The organism is Chryseobacterium sp. CS2K3 (genome assembly GCF_059515185.1).
The window spans coordinates 418548-436723 of record NZ_JCAKRW010000005.1 but is presented as its reverse complement, the minus strand read 5'-3'; the positions used below and the strand labels follow the sequence as shown (position 1 = coordinate 436723).

Below are 18176 nucleotides of genomic sequence, written 5' to 3'. Positions count from 1 at the left end.
CATTAGTGGCTAAAAACAGATCGGAAATGTTCAAGAGGCAGAAAGTTGCATGATTTAATGTTGGAGTACGCAAAGGCGCTAATAAAATTCCTTGCATAATGTGTTAAGACGCAAAGATTTTATCTACGATAAAATTGTATACTGCTTATTTAGTACCACGGATAAATAATTTCCACTGCATTAGCATGTTTATGTGGTTAAAAAATATCAAATTATTAAACAGATAATTGTTTCGGATTGTGGTATTTATTCGTGTATTAGTGGCTAAAATCTGCAGTTCCATGAAGTTCATCAGAGGCTAATTTGCCTTATTTTTATTTTTTTCTTATATTGTATACTCAACCTATACATTATGCTTAAAAACACATTTTTTATCCTTATTGCAGCTTCATTTCTTTTGGTAAGCTGTGATTATAAGGAAAAGGAGAAAACCCTGACAGAAAGAGAAAAACAATTATTAGAAAAGGAAAAAATATTTGCTAAGAAAGAATCTGAATATCAGTCGCTCCTAAAAATGAGAGACAGCATTTTTACAAAAAAAGATTCGGTGAAGGTAGCGGTATGGCCTGCAGAAATTTCCGGAGCCTGGAATGGAAAAGTAATCTGTACAGAATCCAATTGCAGCGATTATGCAGTAGGTGATCAGCGTACGGATCTTTGGGAATTCGATAATGATTCTACACAACCTATCACCAAGATTATTAATAATAACAACCTGGTAAGGCTTTATTCCGGCAAGTTTGAAAATAATGAGATCAAGCTTTCTTTCAAAACAGATTCTACCGCTAAGAAGAATGTCGAAATGAGTGTTCTTCTCAATGATATTTCCGACAACAAGATCAAGGGAACCAGAACCATTACTTCTGACGGCTGTACAGCTAAGTTCTCTGTTGAATTAGTACGTTCCACAAAATAAACACATATGATTTTACTGAGTATACACAATCTGAGTCTTCCTATAGAAGATCCGGTGCTGAAGTTCCTATTGGTACTCGTCATCATCCTTGCAGCTCCTTTGTTATTAAATAAAATTAAAGTTCCCCATTTGCTTGGGCTTATCATCGCCGGTGCGATCATTGGTCCTAATGGATTCAATGTTTTGTCCAGAGACAGCAGTATTGTAGTCACCGGAACTACAGGACTTTTATATATCATGTTTCTCGCCGGACTGGAAATTGATATGGGAGACTTCAAGAAAAACAAATGGAAAAGTCTCACCTTCGGGCTTTATACTTTTATTGTTCCGTTTGTTTTAGGATATCTGGGAGGATATTATCTGCTTCACTTCTCTATGCTGACTTCCATATTATTTGCGAGTCTTTTCTCTTCCCATACTCTTATTGCTTATCCATTGGTAAGTAAATTAGGAATTGCGAAAAATAAAGCCGTCAATATTACGGTTGGAGGTACTATGATCACAGATATTCTTGCCTTATTGGTACTTGCTGTGATCGTGGGAATGTCTCAGGGCGATGTGGGAACAGAATTTTGGGTTAAATTATCCGTATCATTCGTGGTTTTTGCACTAATCGTACTTATTGTTTTCCCAATCATTGGACGTTGGTTCTTCAAAAGGGTTGATGATAAAATTTCCCAGTATATTTTTGTACTGGTGATGATCTACCTTGCAGCAATGCTTGCTGAACTTGCAGGTGTAGAAGCTATTATCGGCGCTTTCTTTGCCGGGCTTGCTTTGAACAGGCTTATTCCTCATACTTCTTCTCTGATGAACAGGGTTGAATTTGTAGGAAATGCCATCTTTATCCCTTTCTTCCTGATTAGTGTGGGAATGCTTATCGATTTTAAAGTATTCTTCAAAAGCTGGGAAACCCTTGAAGTTGCAGGTATCATGCTGGTAGCTTCTATCGGAGGAAAATATCTTTCTGCCATTGCTACACAAAAGACCTTCAGACTTACCAAAGAAGAAGGAAAACTAATCTTCGGATTAAGCTCTGCTTCTGCTGCGGCAACACTTGCTTCGGTAATGGTAGGGTATAACATTATCCTTTCTGAAACTGAAACCGGAGAACCTGTAAGATTGTTAAATGAGCACGTACTGAACGGAAGTATCCTATTGATCCTTATTTCATGTACTATTTCATCTTTCATATCCATGGCTAGTGCTCAAAAAATCGCTGAAAGTGATAATGAAGACACCGTTTCCGGAAACAGTCATGAAGAGGAGAATATATTACTGGCAATTAATCATGAAGAAACCGTTGAAAGAATGGTTAATCTTGGTATTCTGATCAAAGCGCACTCTAATACGGAAGATTTAGTTGCTTTAAATGTCATCAATGAAGATAAAAATGAGTCTTCGGTAAAGAATGCAGAAAAACTGCTTCACCAGGCAGCAGATACTGCAGCAGCAGCAGATGTCAAACTACAGGCTCTTAAAAGATATGATAATGACGTCATTAATGGAGTTAATAATGTAATCAAAGAACAGAAAATCACGGATCTTATCATCGGGCTGGAAGATGAAAAAGGCTTCTCTCCTTCTTTCGTATATAATCTTTATAATGGTTATCTTCAGAATGATGATGTAAATGTATTGGTATATCATGCTGCCCAGCCTCTTTCAACCATTAAGAGATATGCGGTAATGATTCCAGAAAACGCACATAAGGAAGCCGGATTCTTTCATTCACTTTTAAGAGTTTGGAATATTGCCAGAAACTCGGGGGCAACCATTGTTTTTTATGCTCCTGAAAACATTTTGGATATCCTTCAGAAGATCATTAAAAAAGCCAATATAGAAGCAGAATTCATCATTATGAATACATGGCAGGATGGTGAAAGAACAGCCACTCAGCTGAAAGATGATGAAGCGCTTATTATTTTTATGGCAAAACGCGGAATGCAGTCGTATATTCCAAGAATGAGACTGATCCCTGAAATGCTGAACAGATACCTGAGTGATAATAATTATCTGTTAATATTTCCATTCTCCGAATATGATAAAAACAGCCCGGAAATACGTTCTGTAGGAAATCATGGAGATTTTATGGAAATCGGAAATGTAATTCAGAAGATATTTAAATAAAGTAAGGAAGAAATGAAGCTGGAGGCTGGAAGTTATTGGAGTATGATAAATAATGAATGACTACCATTTTGTTTATCTTTTTTCTTAAGAAGACCGGAAAGTAATTTCTCGTCTGAAAGTAACTTCCAGCTTCTTTCTTCCCGCTTCCAGCCTTTTTATTATTTTTGCCTAAAATTAAAATTCATTGAAAACAAAGAAGATATTCCTTTTAACAGCAGCTTTAGTCGCACAATTATCATGGGCTCAGTTTGCAAAAATTGTAGATAAAGACGGCTATGTCAACGTAAGGGAAAATGCAGATGCAAACAGTAAAATCGTCGGGAAGCTTAATTCGGATGAGATTGTCTATATATTTGAGCCTGATACTAAGAATTGGGCGAATGTAAGCAATGGTTATGTCCATAATTCAAGGGTGAAATATATAAAATCTTATGAATCTGTTCCGCCAACGGTGCGTGATGCCAACAAAGCAATCTTTAAATCAGGAAATATTAAGGTAAATATCGCTTCCGGAAAATTCAACTTTAAGGAAAATGAAAAAGACTTTACTTCAACGCTTGATGGAGATTATTATAAAGGACAACAGGTTTGGGGATTAGACGGAACCATTCCTAAGACGCACTATCTTTCTATCACGGCACAAATTGGAGATAAAACAGTTCAGATTCCAGCCAAAGAGATTGAAAACCTCTTCCAGGTTGATAATAAATACACAACTTGTTATTATGATCGCACCAATGATATTTTATATATCTCCCTACTGAATTCTGACGGTGCAGGTGCATACGCAGGACTTTTTATCATTGAAAAAGGAGAGTATAAAAAGAGAGTTTTGGATATTCCTTTTTAATATTCTTATGAGAAAACTGATTACCGATCTGATTTTGTTTATACTGTATTGCCTGCTTGCTTTTCCTATTGCTGCAATAGATGATGCATTAAACACCAATAACTTTTATCTGGTAACAAGTCTGGGATTCGGGGTTTTAAATTCAATCATTGCTTTTATTATTTTAAAATGGAAAAGCAGCTTTAATATCATCACCGGATTTATAATTGCATTTATTGCTTTAGCAGCAGCTTATCTTCTAATGGAATTAAGATGGAATCCGGATTGGGATGATTATGGAATGATGACAGCAATCTGTACAAATGCTATCAGCTCTGTTATCCTTTGGGAAATAGCTTTACAGATTAAGAAGAGATACTTATTTTCTAATAGGCATTAGACTTTAATTTCAATTTTGTATTTTGCTTCAAAAATAATCCATGAAACAAATTATCAAATTTCTCTTCATCTTTATACCAGCTATTACTTTTGCACAAGATCTTAAATATTCTGAAAAAGAACTTCAAAAGAAACTGGATTCCATCAAAACAGAGGCTAATTTACTTTTCTCCTATGAAAATGCATCATGGCATGCCAGCGATTTAGCCAACAGCAACCCAAAAATCCTTGAAAATATGGGAAGCTATCTAACATATCAGGTAAAAGATATCATAAAAACAGTTTTTCTTAATAAAGATCAGAGTAAAATTATAGCTGAATATGACTTTAAAAACAATCAAAAAACACCTATAAAAGAAAGCTTTACACAAAGAGAGCTTAACAATACTGAAAGCACTCTGAAAAACATTAATTCTCTAGTCATTCCACAATTATCAGATCCAAAGTATGAAGTGTCATTATCGCATGGATTTAATCTTAATCTTAACCTTATTCTTATTCCATTTAATGAAAATTATAAAATATATCTGATCTCTGGAACCTCGCAATCCGGAGTCATTCCATTTGGGAATGATTATCTTTTTGTATCGGATAAAAAAGGAACTATTATCTCCAACCAAAGATTTCATTCAAGATTAATTCCTGCCCAGACTTCAATGCCAGATGGAAGCGAATCAACAATGGTTACTCATAGTCACTTAAAAACCAATCCATTTATCAGTGCTACAGATATATGTACTTTTAAGCTTTATGCTCCACTTACAAAGCTGGAAGAATTTTCCATTTATTCTCCTGCATTGGGAACCTATATGAAATATAATTATAAGAAGGACACTATAGAAGTAGTTAAAAAACTCTAGATATAAACAAAAATAGCTGTAGAAAAAACTACAGCTATTTTTATATATTTTATTTCAGTTATTCTGAAATTACTCTCACCATTCCTTTTACTTTCACAAGCTTTTCCATCAGCTCTTCTCTGCAATCTGCAAGAACATTGATGTGCCCCATTTTTCTTCCAGGCTTTGTTTCTGTTTTTCCGTACAGGTGAACGTAGGTTTCCGGTAATTTAAGGACATCTTCCATTCCTTCGTATACTACCTTTCCAGAGTAGCCTTCTGCGCCTACCAGATTCAGCATTCCGCTGTAAGTAATGGCATCTGTATCCGCCAATGGTAAATTTTTCACCACACGGTACATCTGTTCGAATTGTGAATTTGTATTTCCTTCCTGGCTTTGATGTCCTGAATTATGTAATCTTGGAGCTGTTTCATTCACCCAAACTTTTCCTTCTTTATCCAGGAATAATTCGATTGCAAAAAGTCCCGAAGAATTTACTGCATTCAAAAACTTCTCAGTAATTGCATCAATTTGTTGCTGAACATCTTCTGTTAACAAAACCGGACATACATTGAAATCTAATAAATTTAATTTTGGATCCGCAACCATTTCCGTTACAGGGAAAGTATTGGTTTCTCCTTTTTCATTTCTTGCTACAATTACAGAAAGTTCCTTATCAATATCGACCATATTTTCAATCACAGATGCTTCTTTCCATAGATTCTGAAAATCATCTTCTGTTTTAATAACCTGCACTCCTTTTCCGTCATACCCGCCGGTATTCATTTTCTGAACGAATGGCAAAGGCATGATGATCTTTTCGTCGCTATTCCAAACCACCTGAAATTCCGGACTTGGAATGTTGTGAGCTTTATAAAATTCTTTCTGAAGAATTTTCTGTTGAATGGTTTTAATAATATTAGCATTCGGAACAACCCTGATTCCTTGCTTTTCAAGTTCTGCCAATGCATCAGCATTTACGTGCTCTATCTCAATGGTTACAACATCCTTATCTTTTCCAAAGTTAAGAACAGTGTCATAATCGTTGAAATTTCCCTGCGTAAAATATGAGATATTATGACATGGTGCATCAGAAGCTGGATCAAGAGTATAAAACTCATCATCATATTTCAATGCACTTTGTATCAACATTCTTCCCAGCTGTCCGCCACCCAGAATTCCTATTTTCATTTTTTATTTTTATTAGATTTACTCTTATTGAATTTTATCAATTTTTAAATAGCCCAATCCCATTGGATTTTTCTGATTTTCTTCATCAGATTTTGTGAGGATGATAGAATATTTTTCTTTCATTGCTGCCGGAAGAATATCATTCACATTGAATATATCATCGATATCTACTCCATGTTTATCATCAATATGGCTTACAGCTCCTTCAAATCCCATTGTCTGGTAAAACTCCGTAGCCTTTGCTCTCTTTACAATCTCACCCATTGAATTTCCAACCATTAAATGCTGCTCATGGAATTCTTCAAAAAAACCAGGCTTATACCCTCCTAAATTAAGGAAGAACAATTGATTTTCAGATGCTACTTCTCCTTTTTCAACGATCTTCACTTCATATCCGTCAGCAAATTTTACTTCCTGATAACAATCCAAATGGATCTTACCCTCTGCCTCTTTCCAGAAGTCTTTCATATCAGGAACCAGATCCTTCAGACTTTCTGCAATCCCGAAAAACACATCGTGTTGTTCAATATTACGTCCTTTAGGGGTTGCCCCAAGGATGACATAAAATAATTTCATTTCACTTTTCATGCATACAAAAATACGTTAAATTTATCTTTTTCAAATGTTTGGCAGACTACCACAATAATTTTATATTTGTAACATTAATTGTAGTATGTCAGAAATCATCATACTCTTCCTTGGTGCTATTTCCGCGGGTCTTTTAGGCTCACTGACAGGGCTTGGAGGGGGAGTTATCATTATTCCTTTATTAACGCTAGGTTTTGGCGTTCCAATGCATTATGCTATCGGTGCTTCTCTTATCTCTGTGATCGGAACTTCTTCCGGTGCTGCAGTAGCTTTCGTAAAAGAAGGTTTTACCAATATGAGAGTCGGAATGTTTCTTGAAATAGCAACAACAGCCGGTGCCATTGTAGGTGCCTTGGTTTCAGGAATGCTTAATCCCAATACAATCGGAATTATTTTCGCAAGTATTCTTCTTTTAACAGTTGTTTTAAACCTTAAAGGAAAACCTGATCACCAGGAACCTTTGATCAAAGGGAGCTTAGAGGAAAAATTAAAATTATACGGAACATTTCCCGATAAAGGAGTTTTAAAAAGTTATTCTGCAAGAAATACGGTTCCCGGATTTTTAATGATGATGTTTGCAGGAGCAATGTCCGGACTTTTAGGAATAGGTTCCGGAGCATTAAAAGTACTGGCAATGGATAATATGATGAAACTTCCTTTCAAGGTTTCTACTACAACCAGTAATTTTATGATTGGGGTAACTGCTGTAGCAAGTGCTCTGATTTATTTCCAGAGAGGTGAGATCATTCCGGTAATTGTAGCTCCTGTATTGATTGGAGTTGTTATAGGAAGTTTCATAGGATCAAAAACCCTGATGGTATCAAAAACAAAAAAATTAAAAGTATTTTTTGCAATCGTGATTACCATTCTTTCCATTTACATGATGTATAACGGTATCAACAAAAGCTTCAGATAATGAAAAAGAATTTTACAGACGTGGATCTGAACCGCTCCGTAGGAAATCTTCTGAGATTGGGCGTTATTCTATCTGTGGCAACTTCGCTGATAGGCTTTATCAAATTGTTTACAGAGGGTTTTGTAATGCCTGAAAAGTACACCAGCCTTGTAGTAGGTACTTCTTCCGAGAAAGTTTGGGGTCAGTTTTGGACTTCTTTATGCAAAGGAGAAGGAATGGCTATCATTCAATTGGGAATCTTACTGTTGATCTTTACGCCTTTGATGAGAATTATTTTCGCTTTAATAGGCTATTTAAAAGAAAAAGACTACGTTTATGTAGTCATTTCTTCAATTGTTCTTGCCATTATGGCGGTGAGCTTCTTTGCAGGCTACGCACATTAATTTACATCTCATAAAATTCAAGTGGTAACTGATCCGGATCCTGGGTAAAGAAAAATTCTTTTCCTGTGAATTCATCAATTCTGATCTCTTCACAAACCAATCCTTTTCCTACCAATTCATTTCTTTTTTCTGTTACATTTTCAACAGAGAATGCAAGATGTCTTAAACCACATGCTTCCGGGCGCGAAGGTCTTTTAGGAGGATCGGGGAATGAAAATAATTCAATAACATAATGTTCTCCAATCGCCAGATCTAGCTTGTAAGATTGCCTTTCTTCACGATATACCTCACGTATAATACTTAAATTTAAAATCTCTGTATAAAACTTCTTCGACACTTCATAATCTGAACAGATAATCGCTATATGGTGAATCTTCATTGTATATTTTTTATTTCTTATTATTTTATTTCCTTACAGTTATCTTTCCTTCTTGTATCGATAATATACTGTATTTTCCATTCGTTATTCTGCTTTACCAACTGAAAACTATTAGCACCACAATGTGATAATTTTCCTTTTAAATAAAAAGAATAAGGAGTGAATACACTTGCCAGGTTTCCGTCCGTATGAACAGCTTCTACTGTAATCCTTTCATCCAGGTCCCCTTTTGTAAATTTGGAAACCGAAGTGATGAAATCCTGTATACTATCACTTTTTACAAGACCATCTTTAGTGATAGTCTGAAGGAGTGCATTCTCTGCAAAAGCTGATTTGACAAGCTCAGAATCTGCATTTTTCATGCCAAGGAACAGATTACGGATAGGTTTTTCAATATCATTATTTTGCTGCCCGAAGCAAGAAATACTGATCAGAACAAAAATATCATTATTTTATTCATCGTATAGATTTAGATATTAAAAATAGATAAAATAAAATTTAAATTGATTAACAAATTTTAAAATTCATTTTCCTTAAATTGTGGTCAAAATTATTTCAGAGCTTTTTATATGTGGATTATTTATCTGATTCTGACCATAGTTCTTCTGGTCATGACAATACTGCCAAAAATACAGCATTCCCACTGGATATTCAGGGTTCCGGAATTTGCTAAAATACAGGTCACCTACCTTATATTCTTTACTTTTTTATTAGGATTTTTTATAGATTCTACGGAATATTTCTGGTATTATCAGGGATTTTTGTTGGTTATGTTTATTCATCACGGACAAACACTGATCAGATACACCCATTTCTATCCTGTGAAAAAACACAGACAGCGTCACAGATCTTCTGATAAACTGCATTTTATATCCGCTAATGTATACCAGTTCAATAAAGAGTATGAGAAATTCATTGGGCTTGTTAAAAAACATAATCCAGATTTTTTCATGACGATGGAAAGCAACAGTGACTGGGAAAAAGCAATAAGACCTCTGGAAAAAGAATATTCCTACCAGCACAAAGTGACTCTTGAAAATACTTATGGAATGCATTTTTATTCAAGAATTGAGATTAAAGAAGCGAAAACCCATTATTTTGTGGCTGATGATATCCCGAGTATCGAGATTCATATGAAAACTACTGATGGTTTTTCTTTTGTTTTCTTCGGGGTTCACCCACCGCCGCCAAGTCCTACGGAAGAGGAAACTTCAAAGGAAAGAGATGGCGATCTTTTAAGTACTGCCAAACGTGTAAAAGATATCAAAAAACCTGTTATCGTAGTAGGAGATTTTAACAATGTTGCATGGTCAAGATCATCTGTTCTTTTCAGAAAGACCAGCCATCTGATAGATCCGAGAATCGGACATTCTTTCGTTTCTACTTTTCATGCGAAATACCGTCTTTTAAGATTTCCTATCGATCTGATGTTTCACAGCGAGGATATTTTTATTAAACAGCTGAAGACATTGGAAAATTTTGGTTCAGATCACCTTCCGGTATACTGCGAGTTTTTTATAGATCATCACAATGATGAGCAGGAAGATTTGATTGAAACAGCAACTTCCGAAGAGAAAGCAGAAGCTGAAATCATGATCGAGGAAGGAAAGAAAGAAGATGGAGAACGCGAAGCTGTTGTTACTGAAGATTAATAAAAAAGGCGGGTTAAAGCCCACCTCTATTGAATATTTTTTTAGTTTTAGAATCTCATCACATCCTTCACCACCCCATTTTTTTGGGTATGCTGCAATAGTTCTGCTTCAATAAATGCTTTAATTTTATCTTCAGCATCATTACTTGGGAATAAAAGATGAACATTTGCCCCTGCATCCAATGTAAAGAATAATGGTAGTCCGGTTTCTTTTCTGAAGTCCCAGATTTTATTGATAACCTCCAGAGTTCCGGTCTTCATCAGGATAAAAGCAGGATCACTCATCATCATCATGGCATGGAGGGTAAGAGCTTCATGTTCTACAAGTTTAATAAAACGTTCCATATCACCGGATTTCAGGATTTCCTTCATCGGAACAAAATTTTCTCTTGCTTCCTGAAATCTTCTTTCTGCATATGGATTGGTCTTCATCAAACCGTGTCCTACCGTTGAAGATACACTTTTCTGCCCTTCATGGATCAATAAAACCCAGTCATTGAAGTTTTTGAATATCTCATGAATTTCAGCAGCAGGATATTCTACAGCAAATACATCTGAACTTCCCTGAACTTGCTCTGTTTCTCCCCATACAATAAGCCCATTATATAAACTTCTGCATGCGCTTCCACTTCCTAATCTTGCCAGAAATGAAGCTTTTCTCAGAGATTCTTCTTCAGAAGTTTTTCCGGAAAATTTTTCATCCAATGCCATCAGACATTTTGCAATAGCTCCAAAACCTGAAGCAGAACTTGCAATTCCTGAACTGTGAGGGAATGTATTCTCTGTTCTGATAATGTATTTCCCTTTCAGAATCCATGGAAGATACTGCTCAATATTTCTGAAGTATTTTTCAATCTTTTCGGCAAATTTCACCTCTTCATTTCCTGAAAGAAAGGTTTGTACAGAGAAAGGTTCATCTGCCAAAAACTCCATGCTGGTATTGGTTTTACAATGATTTAATGTATAACTGATACTTGGGTTGGCAGGCATTTGATTGTCATATTTCCCCCAATATTTAATCAAAGCAATATTAGACGGACAGCTCTCTGAAACCGTTTGTGTATGAATGTTAAAATTTTCTTTTCCTATAAATTGTGTTGTCATAGTTTAATTTAAGTGATTGAGACTTGACCACCCAGCTTTTAACTTAAGTGTCTAAAACTTTTTGATCTTTGTGGTTTCCAAGTCATTAATACATCTTCTCTATTATATCCGCATATTTTTTAAGAACCACATTTCTTTTCACTTTCAATGTAGGAGTTATTTCGCCTGTATTAATGTCAAATTCTGCCGGCATCAGTGTAAATTTCTTTACTTTCTCATAATCGGCAAGATGGATTTGAAGTTCTTTAACTTTCTCTTTATAAAAATGAACTATCTTTTCATTTGTCACAGCATTTTCCCAATTTGTAAAAGGAATATTGTTTTTCTTAATATAATCCTGTAAAAATTCAAAATTAGGAACAATCAATGCTGAAACAAACTGTCTCCCTTCTGCTACCAACATGATTTGTTGAATAAAGTTATTATTAGTCAGAAGATTTTCAATCTGTTGTGGAGCAATATATTTTCCATTGGAAGTCTTCATCAGATCTTTAAGCCTGTCTGTGATGATCAGATTCCCTTTATCATCCAGTTTTCCAGCATCACCGGTCTTAAACCATCCATCTTCTGTAAAAACTTTCTGCGTTTCTTCGGGTCTGTTATAATACCCTTTCATGATCCCGTTTCCTCTTGCCTGAATCTCATCACTTTCACCAATACGTATTTCTACACCAGGTAATGGTTTTCCACTTGTAGCGTGCTCAAAATGTGTTAAAGGGAAAAGTGTCAGCGTTGCAGTTGTTTCCGTTAAACCGTACCCTACTGTAACATGTATACCAACGGATTCAAAGAACTTGGTGACTTCCGGAGATAAAGAAGCTCCTCCACAAGGTAAGAACCATAATCTCCCCCCCATTTTATCTTTTATTTTACTGAAGACCAAAGCATCTGCAATAGATTGTTTGAATTTTAATCCCAAAGGAATTGGTCTTTCATTTCTTCTTAACTCGGCTGTTTCCCATCCTGTTTTTAATGCCCAGTCAAAGATTTTTTTCTTTAATGGAGAACTTTCTTCAGCCTTTTCCAATACTCCGGCATATACTTTCTGGAAAAATCTTGGCACCGCACACATGGCTGTAGGTTTTACTTCTTCCAATGCTTTTGCTACATTTTTCGGATCTTCTAAGAAATAAACTCTTGCTCCTCCGTATAAACATAATAAGCTCCAGCTTCTTTCAAAGACATGACTTAATGGTAAGAAAGCCAGTGAAAGTTCTTCTTCAAAGTTTTTAAATTTAAAAAACTCAAAGTGAGAATCAAATGCCTTGATGAAATTTCCATGGGTAAGCATTACTCCTTTTGGTGTTCCGGTGGTTCCGGAAGTATAAATCAATGTTGCTGTATCATCGTATTCTCTCTTACAAATCTCCAGTTTCGGGGAAGATTTTGCAATAAAGTCTTCAAGATAAAAGCTATTGAATTCTTTCTTTATCCATACTGCTTTTTTAGAAACAATAATGGTTTCAAGATTATTTTCTTCTTTGTGTAATATTTCCAGGCAAGCATCGTATTGCATCTGATTACCAACCAGAATTACCTTAGCACCTGAATCATTAATAATATATTCTGCCTGTTCAGCGTTATTGGTAGAATAGATAGGAACTGTAATGGCACCTATTGCCATTGCCGCCAAATCAATGATAACCCATTCAGAAGAGTTATCCGAATAAATTGCCACTTTATCGTTTTCCTGAACTCCTGCTGCTTTTAATGCATTGGCTGTTTTAAAGATAATTTCACTAAATTTTTTCCAGCTCAGCTCTTTCCAGGCTTCATCTTTCTTTTTAAAACCGATTGCCGCTTTTATAGGGTGTTTTTCTACGTTTTTAAGGATTATTGCCTCTGCAAGATTCATTTCTTCAGCTTTTTGTCGTTAATATAATTGTTCAGGTGAAAGTCTATACTTTCTTTTGTTGGAATAAACTGATAATTCAGCTTTTCCGTGACTTTGTGATTGGAAATGGTGTTGAATGAAGAAATAGCTTCAATATTTGATTCTGTAGCCATTCTCAGCTTTGGAATCAGCCATCCGAAGAGAGCATTGGCAAATTTTCCGATATTCAATTGAGATCTCGTCAGAATTTTTGCCTCTTTAAGACCTAATCGGGTTCTGATCTGTTTTGCCAGGTCAGCATATTTATTATTTTCGGCAACAATAATAAATCTTTCTCCAAAAATATTATTTTCCATCAGTTCGATGGCTGTTTTTGCAACATCTCTTACGTCTACATAAGCAGAACCTCCTGCAAATGTGAAACTGTTGTCTTCAAAAGTTGAAAAAAGCTCACCGCTGCTTTGAGTCCAGTTTCCGCTTCCTATGATCATTCCGGGATTGATCACCACCACATTTAAGCCTTCTGCAGAAGCTCTCCATGCTTCCATTTCTGATAAGTGCTTGGAAATAGCATATGCAGAATGTTCTAATTTCGGATTAAAATCAGACTCTTCGTCCAGTTCTCCTTTTTCATTAAAGTTATCTAAAACGGCAACAGAACTTACATGAAGAAATTTTTTAACATCGGATCCCTCACAGGCAAATAATAAGTTCTCTGTACCTTTAATATTGGTATGATACATTTCTTTCTCATCCTTAGGATGAAAACTTACTTTTGCGGCACAGTGATAGACCTCATCTACACCTTTTAATGCATCATTTAATGAATTCTGATCATCAAAATCCACATTTACCCATTCGATTTTATTGAAAAAATCATCCGGATTGTCTGTATAAAAGCTGTATGAATGCCTTACTTCGTTTAAATTGCTGCCCGGTCTTTTGGAAGCGCGCACGTTTTTACCTCTTTTAAGAAGTTCCAGCACGATTATTCTTCCCAGAATCCCGGTTGCACCCGTTACAAAAACCATTAATTATTTTACTTGATTGCTGACTAAAATATGACAATATTTTCTATCCGGCAATTCTTCAGGTTCCTGCAAAAGTTCCATTGAAAAACTGCTTTTGCAAATTTGCGATTTTTAAAGCAAAATTCAAGTTTATTTAACCAATATTATCATTCTGAAAACGATAAAACTTGAATTGAAAACGGATGGCTTTTATTTTAACTGATAATTTTTTTAAAAACCTTTGATTTTTGTTTAACCACAAAAGGCACAGAAGTTTTTTTTGAACACTTGAGTTATTTTTTAAGTTAAAAGATGAATGGATGAGAAGAGCACTTGAGTTTTTAAAATCTATGATTTTTATTTAACCATAAAAGGTACAGAAGTTTTTTTTGAACACTTTAGTTATTTTTTAGGTTAAAAGCTGAATGGATGAGAAGAACACTTGAGTTTTTTTAAAACCTTTGATTTTTATTTAACTACAAAAGGCACAGAAGTTTTTTTGAACACTTGAGTTATTTTTTAAGTTAAAGATGAATGGATGAGAAGAGCACTTGAGTTTTTTTAAATCTCTGATTTTACTTAACCACAAAAGGCACAGAAGTTTTTTTGAACACTTGAGTTATTTTTTAAGTTAAAAGATGAATGGATGAGAAGAACACTTGAGTTTTTTTAAAATCTCTGATTTTTCCTTGAAGATTATTATTGAAGACTTGAAAATTTCTGTACTTGTTGGAGGGATGGCTAAATTTTTTGAAATTTTTGATAGATGATTTTGCATATATATTTTTAAAAGAAAAATCCCAGAAAAACTCCGGGACTTATATTTTGAATAAGATTTTATTTTAAGCCAAGACCATATTATTTCTCCTTGGAGCCTTATCACAAAGAAGGTCTGCAATACTTTTAGAGATAAGGTTTCCTTCAGTGAGATTATCCAGCCAGAAAAATTCTCCTGCAGCATTGATCTCAATGAAATAATATTCGTCATCAGGTGAAACGATCATATCAATAGCTCCATAATCTACGTTGTAAACATCCAGAAGATCCAATAATTTTTCTTCAATATTCTTGGGTAATTCTGTTCTACTCCATTTATCGATAAGATTTACACCATCTTTCCTCCAGTCCACTTTTGCATCTTCAAATTGCTGGGAATCTACCTCGAAAGCATACACATCTCTGCCCACAACAGTAATCCGAAGTTCTTTTTTCTTTTCAATCATCTTCTGAAACTGCATCGGACAATACAGAAGCGAATCCAGCTCCTCGAGCCTGTCTTCATGAACAACATTGGTAAAAACGACGCTTTCCACTCCATCTTCATAGATTGCAAATCCTGTCTGCATCTTCGCAACAACATTCTTATGCTTCAAAATAAATTTTCTTGCCTCTTCAGGGTTATTGGTAAGACAGGTTTCCGGAATAGTAAGCCCTATTTTATCAGCAATCTTCAACTGCTCTTCTTTACTGTCCAGTCTTCTATAAACGCTTGGCTTTCCTAATGCATAAGCATCTACAGATTCAAGGAAACCAAACAATGTATTACGGATCTCGCCCATTGCTGCACCAAAGAATTTCGGATCGAGTTCTTCTTTTAAACCATTTCCTATATTATAAGCCCTACGATACCAGACCGAAGAGATATCATCCAGACGGTACTTTGTTTCGGAAGTTTCAAGAAAGCTAACCCATTCCCCGTCATGAAAAACAGTAGAAAGTTTATTTTGCAAAGGATATAGGTCAACATCAAAACGAATGACCTCACAGTTATTTTTGTCAATATATTCCGTTACTTTTTCAATTGAAAAATTGTCAGCTGTATGTGTTATAATTAAAATTTTATTCATGGAAATTTTATTCTGTTTATAAGGTTATCGGCAATTCTTTCTGCAATGGGAAAGTTCAGTTCTTTTTGCAGCATTCCCCATTCTCCCTGAGGATTGACTTCCAGGAAATAATATTCCCCATCTTTTCCTTTTATCATATCAATAGCCCCCATATAAAGTCCCATTTCCTGCATGAGAGAAGTTAATCTTGCTTTAATATCTTCTGGTAATTCATAAGCAAGCCAGAAATAATCGTCCTGACTTAACCTCCAGTCTGCATGTTCACTGTTATTAATTTTACCTGTAAAGAATTCTCCGTCTACATACATAATACGCAGTTCATATTCTTTTTCAATATAAGGCTGGAAAATCATGGGGCAATACGCTATATCTGTGAGATGTTCCAGATTTTTTTCTTCAATGATCATCGTAGAAACAAGGCTTTCACCATTCATTGTTTTCGCTGTTACATTATGAAGTTTGGCAATCGCTTTTCCAGAACAATATTGTTTAAAAAAAGACTGTATCTGCTCTCCATCATTAGAAAAAACAGTTTTAGGAACAGACAAATGGTTCCGTTGGGCGATTTTCAGTTGAAGCATTTTATTTCGATCAATCTTTCGTTCATTTTCAAACGGATTGATCCATGGAATTTCTTCAAGAACAGTGATCAGATTATAACGAAGGCTTGTATACTCATTCAGGAAGATACTTTTATACTGCTCATCCAGTTCTTCAGGAACACTTATTTTCCATGCTTTTCTATGCCATACTCCTTTAATTTCATCCGAGTGAATTTTATTACCAAACTCATCAATAATTTCAAATGAATTTTCATCTACACTTATTTTCTGAAAATGATTTAGCCTATCCGAATTCAGCCTGAAATAAGGAATGTTTTTAGAAGAAAGATATTCAAAGAAAACATCTATAGTATAAAAATCCTGCGAGTGGGTGATACAGAGAATCATTGCCGGTTTTTTATTAAAAAAGGAAACTTAAAAGTTTAAGTTTCCTTATTATTACAATTTTGTTAATATGTTACTATAAATAATCCACTTTATAACTGGATAGTATCATCATCACCATCAGAAGGATATTTCATAGTGTGTTCCAGATCCGTTTTAGGAGATGTTACCGTATCTAAACTAGGTTTTGTAATAACATCTCTTTCCGGAATAGTAATATCAGTTCCTCCTTTTATAGTTTCAGGATCTTTAAGTTGTTTTTCAAGAAAAGTTGCGAAAAACGGCTTCTTTTTTGAATTTTTGTTTTCCATAAGCAAATATATTTGATTTTTTGATAATCTAAAATACACAATTTTCAACTTATGGAGAAATATTTTTACATTTTAAGAAAATTTTAACATTTATTCAAAATAAAACGTAAATGATTAATTTAAACCAAGAAATTCCTTAACAACATTAGCAAAATCAACTGGATTTTCTGCCTGAACCCAGTGCCCGGCATTGGCAACAGTAACAATTTTTGCTTTAGGAAACTGTTGTTTTATCCCAAACTCATCCTGTGGCAGGATATAATTGGATTTTGCTCCTGCAATAAATAGAGTTTCACCATTGAATACTCCGAATTTCACTGCATTGGAAACAAATTCGGTATATTTTTCCGCTAAAGTTTTAAGATTAAATCTCCAGTTTAACTTTTTATTATCATCCCAATAAAGGTTCTTGGTTAAAAACTGTATGGTAGATTTTTCCGGAATATATTGATTCAAAACAGCCTCTACCTCATTTCTGGATGCAACAGTATTGAAATCTACGGTTTCCAAAGCTTTGATAATTCCCTGGTGATGTGGTGGATATGCTTTTGGTGAAATATCTACAACGATTAATTTTTCTACTTTTTCAGGGTATTTTATAGCAAACTGCATCACTGCTTTTCCTCCTAAAGAATGTCCTAAAACATGTGCTTTTTGAATGCCATAATGTTCCATATAGCGTACAATATCATCAGCGAGATCATCGTGAGACATATCATCTGAATGAAAGCTTCTGCCATGATTCCTAAGATCGATCAGATGTACCGGAAGTTGTTCTCCAAGGTCTTTCCCGAAGCTTCCCCAATTGTCAAGCATTCCAAATAATCCGTGAAATACTAAAAGCGGCGTCGCTGTAGATTCTTCGCCAAATATTTTTGAATTTAAAATTTCCATATTTTAG

Annotated in this window: 19 protein-coding genes; 8 read left to right on the top strand and 11 right to left on the bottom strand. The window is 34.9% G+C overall.

All coding sequences use genetic code 11. The annotated features are described in order from the left end of the window. Positions 1-352: 352 nt before the first annotated feature. The 5 genes from AC5YGG_RS11580 (at position 353) to AC5YGG_RS11560 (ending at position 5134) form a co-directional block, all read left to right on the top strand. Complete coding sequence (locus AC5YGG_RS11580) at positions 353-916, top strand: hypothetical protein (protein ID WP_496144645.1); 564 nt, start codon at positions 353-355, stop codon at positions 914-916. A 6-nt stretch (positions 917-922) separates the two neighbouring features. Then, entirely contained in the window at positions 923-3046 is a 2124-nt protein-coding gene (locus AC5YGG_RS11575) for a cation:proton antiporter (RefSeq protein ID WP_496144644.1), read from the top strand. A 184-nt stretch (positions 3047-3230) separates the two neighbouring features. Then, positions 3231-3896: an SH3 domain-containing protein gene (locus AC5YGG_RS11570; protein ID WP_496144643.1), complete on the top strand. Its 666-nt coding sequence runs from the start codon at positions 3231-3233 to the stop codon at positions 3894-3896. Positions 3897-3903: 7 nt separating this feature from the next. Continuing rightward, positions 3904-4275 carry a hypothetical protein gene (locus tag AC5YGG_RS11565; RefSeq protein WP_496144642.1) on the top strand — a complete coding sequence of 124 codons (372 nt, stop codon included), beginning with the start codon at positions 3904-3906 and terminating at the stop codon, positions 4273-4275. A gap of 40 nt (positions 4276-4315) precedes the next feature. Continuing rightward, positions 4316-5134 carry a hypothetical protein gene (locus AC5YGG_RS11560; protein WP_496144641.1) on the top strand — a complete coding sequence of 273 codons (819 nt, stop codon included), beginning with the start codon at positions 4316-4318 and terminating at the stop codon, positions 5132-5134. A 58-nt stretch (positions 5135-5192) separates the two neighbouring features. Here AC5YGG_RS11560 and AC5YGG_RS11555 read toward each other — a convergent pair whose 3' ends face one another. Further along, entirely contained in the window at positions 5193-6305 is a 1113-nt protein-coding gene (locus AC5YGG_RS11555) for a 5-(carboxyamino)imidazole ribonucleotide synthase (protein WP_496144640.1), read from the bottom strand. 24 nt (positions 6306-6329) lie between these two features. After that, the gene (locus tag AC5YGG_RS11550) at positions 6330-6881 is read right to left on the bottom strand and encodes a DUF1543 domain-containing protein (RefSeq protein ID WP_496144639.1); all 552 of its coding nucleotides are present in this window, start codon (positions 6879-6881) and stop codon (positions 6330-6332) included. Positions 6882-6978: 97 nt separating this feature from the next. On the opposite strand from AC5YGG_RS11550, the gene AC5YGG_RS11545 reads away from it, so the two are divergent. Next, the gene (locus AC5YGG_RS11545) at positions 6979-7809 is read left to right on the top strand and encodes a sulfite exporter TauE/SafE family protein (RefSeq protein ID WP_123843023.1); all 831 of its coding nucleotides are present in this window, start codon (positions 6979-6981) and stop codon (positions 7807-7809) included. Beyond that, positions 7809-8192 carry a DUF1634 domain-containing protein gene (locus AC5YGG_RS11540; RefSeq protein ID WP_496144638.1) on the top strand — a complete coding sequence of 128 codons (384 nt, stop codon included), beginning with the start codon at positions 7809-7811 and terminating at the stop codon, positions 8190-8192. Before AC5YGG_RS11545 ends, AC5YGG_RS11540 begins: the two co-directional genes overlap by 1 nt. A 1-nt stretch (position 8193) precedes the next feature. Here AC5YGG_RS11540 and gloA2 read toward each other — a convergent pair whose 3' ends face one another. Together gloA2 and AC5YGG_RS11530 are read right to left on the bottom strand one after the other, a co-directional pair. Further along, positions 8194-8571, bottom strand: coding sequence for an SMU1112c/YaeR family gloxylase I-like metalloprotein (gloA2, locus tag AC5YGG_RS11535; RefSeq protein WP_496144637.1), 378 nt, complete (start codon positions 8569-8571; stop codon positions 8194-8196). Positions 8572-8591: 20 nt separating this feature from the next. Continuing rightward, the gene (locus AC5YGG_RS11530; RefSeq protein WP_496144636.1) at positions 8592-8933 is read right to left on the bottom strand and encodes a nuclear transport factor 2 family protein; all 342 of its coding nucleotides are present in this window, start codon (positions 8931-8933) and stop codon (positions 8592-8594) included. A 249-nt stretch (positions 8934-9182) separates the two neighbouring features. Between AC5YGG_RS11530 and AC5YGG_RS11525 the strand changes: the two genes are divergently transcribed. Then, the gene (locus AC5YGG_RS11525) at positions 9183-10223 is read left to right on the top strand and encodes an endonuclease/exonuclease/phosphatase family protein (protein WP_496144635.1); all 1041 of its coding nucleotides are present in this window, start codon (positions 9183-9185) and stop codon (positions 10221-10223) included. Between the two features lie 47 nt (positions 10224-10270). Here the strand turns inward: AC5YGG_RS11525 and AC5YGG_RS11520 are convergent, their stop codons facing one another. The 7 genes from AC5YGG_RS11520 to AC5YGG_RS11490 all read right to left on the bottom strand — a co-directional run bounded on the left by AC5YGG_RS11520 (position 10271) and on the right by AC5YGG_RS11490 (position 18169). Then, positions 10271-11326, bottom strand: a complete 1056-nt coding sequence (locus AC5YGG_RS11520; protein ID WP_496144634.1) for a diphosphomevalonate decarboxylase — start codon at positions 11324-11326, stop codon at positions 10271-10273. An 85-nt stretch (positions 11327-11411) separates the two neighbouring features. Beyond that, the gene (locus AC5YGG_RS11515; protein WP_496144633.1) at positions 11412-13181 is read right to left on the bottom strand and encodes an AMP-dependent synthetase/ligase; all 1770 of its coding nucleotides are present in this window, start codon (positions 13179-13181) and stop codon (positions 11412-11414) included. Then, entirely contained in the window at positions 13178-14191 is a 1014-nt protein-coding gene (locus AC5YGG_RS11510; RefSeq protein WP_496144632.1) for an NAD-dependent epimerase/dehydratase family protein, read from the bottom strand. The genes AC5YGG_RS11515 and AC5YGG_RS11510 overlap by 4 nt, the downstream gene beginning before the upstream one ends. Positions 14192-15012: 821 nt before the next feature. Then, complete coding sequence (locus AC5YGG_RS11505; protein WP_496144631.1) at positions 15013-16017, bottom strand: MvdD family ATP-grasp ribosomal peptide maturase; 1005 nt, start codon at positions 16015-16017, stop codon at positions 15013-15015. Then, the gene (locus AC5YGG_RS11500) at positions 16014-16967 is read right to left on the bottom strand and encodes an MvdC/MvdD family ATP grasp protein (RefSeq protein WP_496144630.1); all 954 of its coding nucleotides are present in this window, start codon (positions 16965-16967) and stop codon (positions 16014-16016) included. Before AC5YGG_RS11500 ends, AC5YGG_RS11505 begins: the two co-directional genes overlap by 4 nt. 89 nt (positions 16968-17056) lie before the next feature. After that, positions 17057-17275, bottom strand: a complete 219-nt coding sequence (locus AC5YGG_RS11495) for a microviridin/marinostatin family tricyclic proteinase inhibitor (protein WP_496144629.1) — start codon at positions 17273-17275, stop codon at positions 17057-17059. Between the two features lie 114 nt (positions 17276-17389). Next, positions 17390-18169, bottom strand: a complete 780-nt coding sequence (locus AC5YGG_RS11490; protein WP_496144628.1) for an alpha/beta fold hydrolase — start codon at positions 18167-18169, stop codon at positions 17390-17392. Positions 18170-18176 lie beyond the last annotated feature (7 nt).

Excerpts from the sequence above, each read along its gene's own strand:
- AC5YGG_RS11580 (WP_496144645.1), top strand. The coding sequence starts at position 353 with ATGCTTAAAAACACATTTTTTATCCTTATTGCAGCTTCATTTCTTTTG.
- AC5YGG_RS11575 (WP_496144644.1), top strand. The coding sequence starts at position 923 with ATGATTTTACTGAGTATACACAATCTGAGTCTTCCTATAGAAGATCCG.
- AC5YGG_RS11565 (WP_496144642.1), top strand. The coding sequence starts at position 3,904 with ATGAGAAAACTGATTACCGATCTGATTTTGTTTATACTGTATTGCCTG.
- AC5YGG_RS11560 (WP_496144641.1), top strand. The coding sequence starts at position 4,316 with ATGAAACAAATTATCAAATTTCTCTTCATCTTTATACCAGCTATTACT.
- AC5YGG_RS11555 (WP_496144640.1), bottom strand. The coding sequence starts at position 6,305 with ATGAAAATAGGAATTCTGGGTGGCGGACAGCTGGGAAGAATGTTGATA.
- AC5YGG_RS11550 (WP_496144639.1), bottom strand. The coding sequence starts at position 6,881 with ATGAAATTATTTTATGTCATCCTTGGGGCAACCCCTAAAGGACGTAAT.
- AC5YGG_RS11545 (WP_123843023.1), top strand. The coding sequence starts at position 6,979 with ATGTCAGAAATCATCATACTCTTCCTTGGTGCTATTTCCGCGGGTCTT.
- AC5YGG_RS11540 (WP_496144638.1), top strand. The coding sequence starts at position 7,809 with ATGAAAAAGAATTTTACAGACGTGGATCTGAACCGCTCCGTAGGAAAT.
- gloA2 (WP_496144637.1), bottom strand. The coding sequence starts at position 8,571 with ATGAAGATTCACCATATAGCGATTATCTGTTCAGATTATGAAGTGTCG.
- AC5YGG_RS11530 (WP_496144636.1), bottom strand. The coding sequence starts at position 8,933 with ATGAAAAATGCAGATTCTGAGCTTGTCAAATCAGCTTTTGCAGAGAAT.
- AC5YGG_RS11525 (WP_496144635.1), top strand. The coding sequence starts at position 9,183 with ATGACAATACTGCCAAAAATACAGCATTCCCACTGGATATTCAGGGTT.
- AC5YGG_RS11520 (WP_496144634.1), bottom strand. The coding sequence starts at position 11,326 with ATGACAACACAATTTATAGGAAAAGAAAATTTTAACATTCATACACAA.
- AC5YGG_RS11515 (WP_496144633.1), bottom strand. The coding sequence starts at position 13,181 with ATGAATCTTGCAGAGGCAATAATCCTTAAAAACGTAGAAAAACACCCT.
- AC5YGG_RS11510 (WP_496144632.1), bottom strand. The coding sequence starts at position 14,191 with ATGGTTTTTGTAACGGGTGCAACCGGGATTCTGGGAAGAATAATCGTG.
- AC5YGG_RS11505 (WP_496144631.1), bottom strand. The coding sequence starts at position 16,017 with ATGAATAAAATTTTAATTATAACACATACAGCTGACAATTTTTCAATT.
- AC5YGG_RS11500 (WP_496144630.1), bottom strand. The coding sequence starts at position 16,967 with ATGATTCTCTGTATCACCCACTCGCAGGATTTTTATACTATAGATGTT.
- AC5YGG_RS11495 (WP_496144629.1), bottom strand. The coding sequence starts at position 17,275 with ATGGAAAACAAAAATTCAAAAAAGAAGCCGTTTTTCGCAACTTTTCTT.
- AC5YGG_RS11490 (WP_496144628.1), bottom strand. The coding sequence starts at position 18,169 with ATGGAAATTTTAAATTCAAAAATATTTGGCGAAGAATCTACAGCGACG.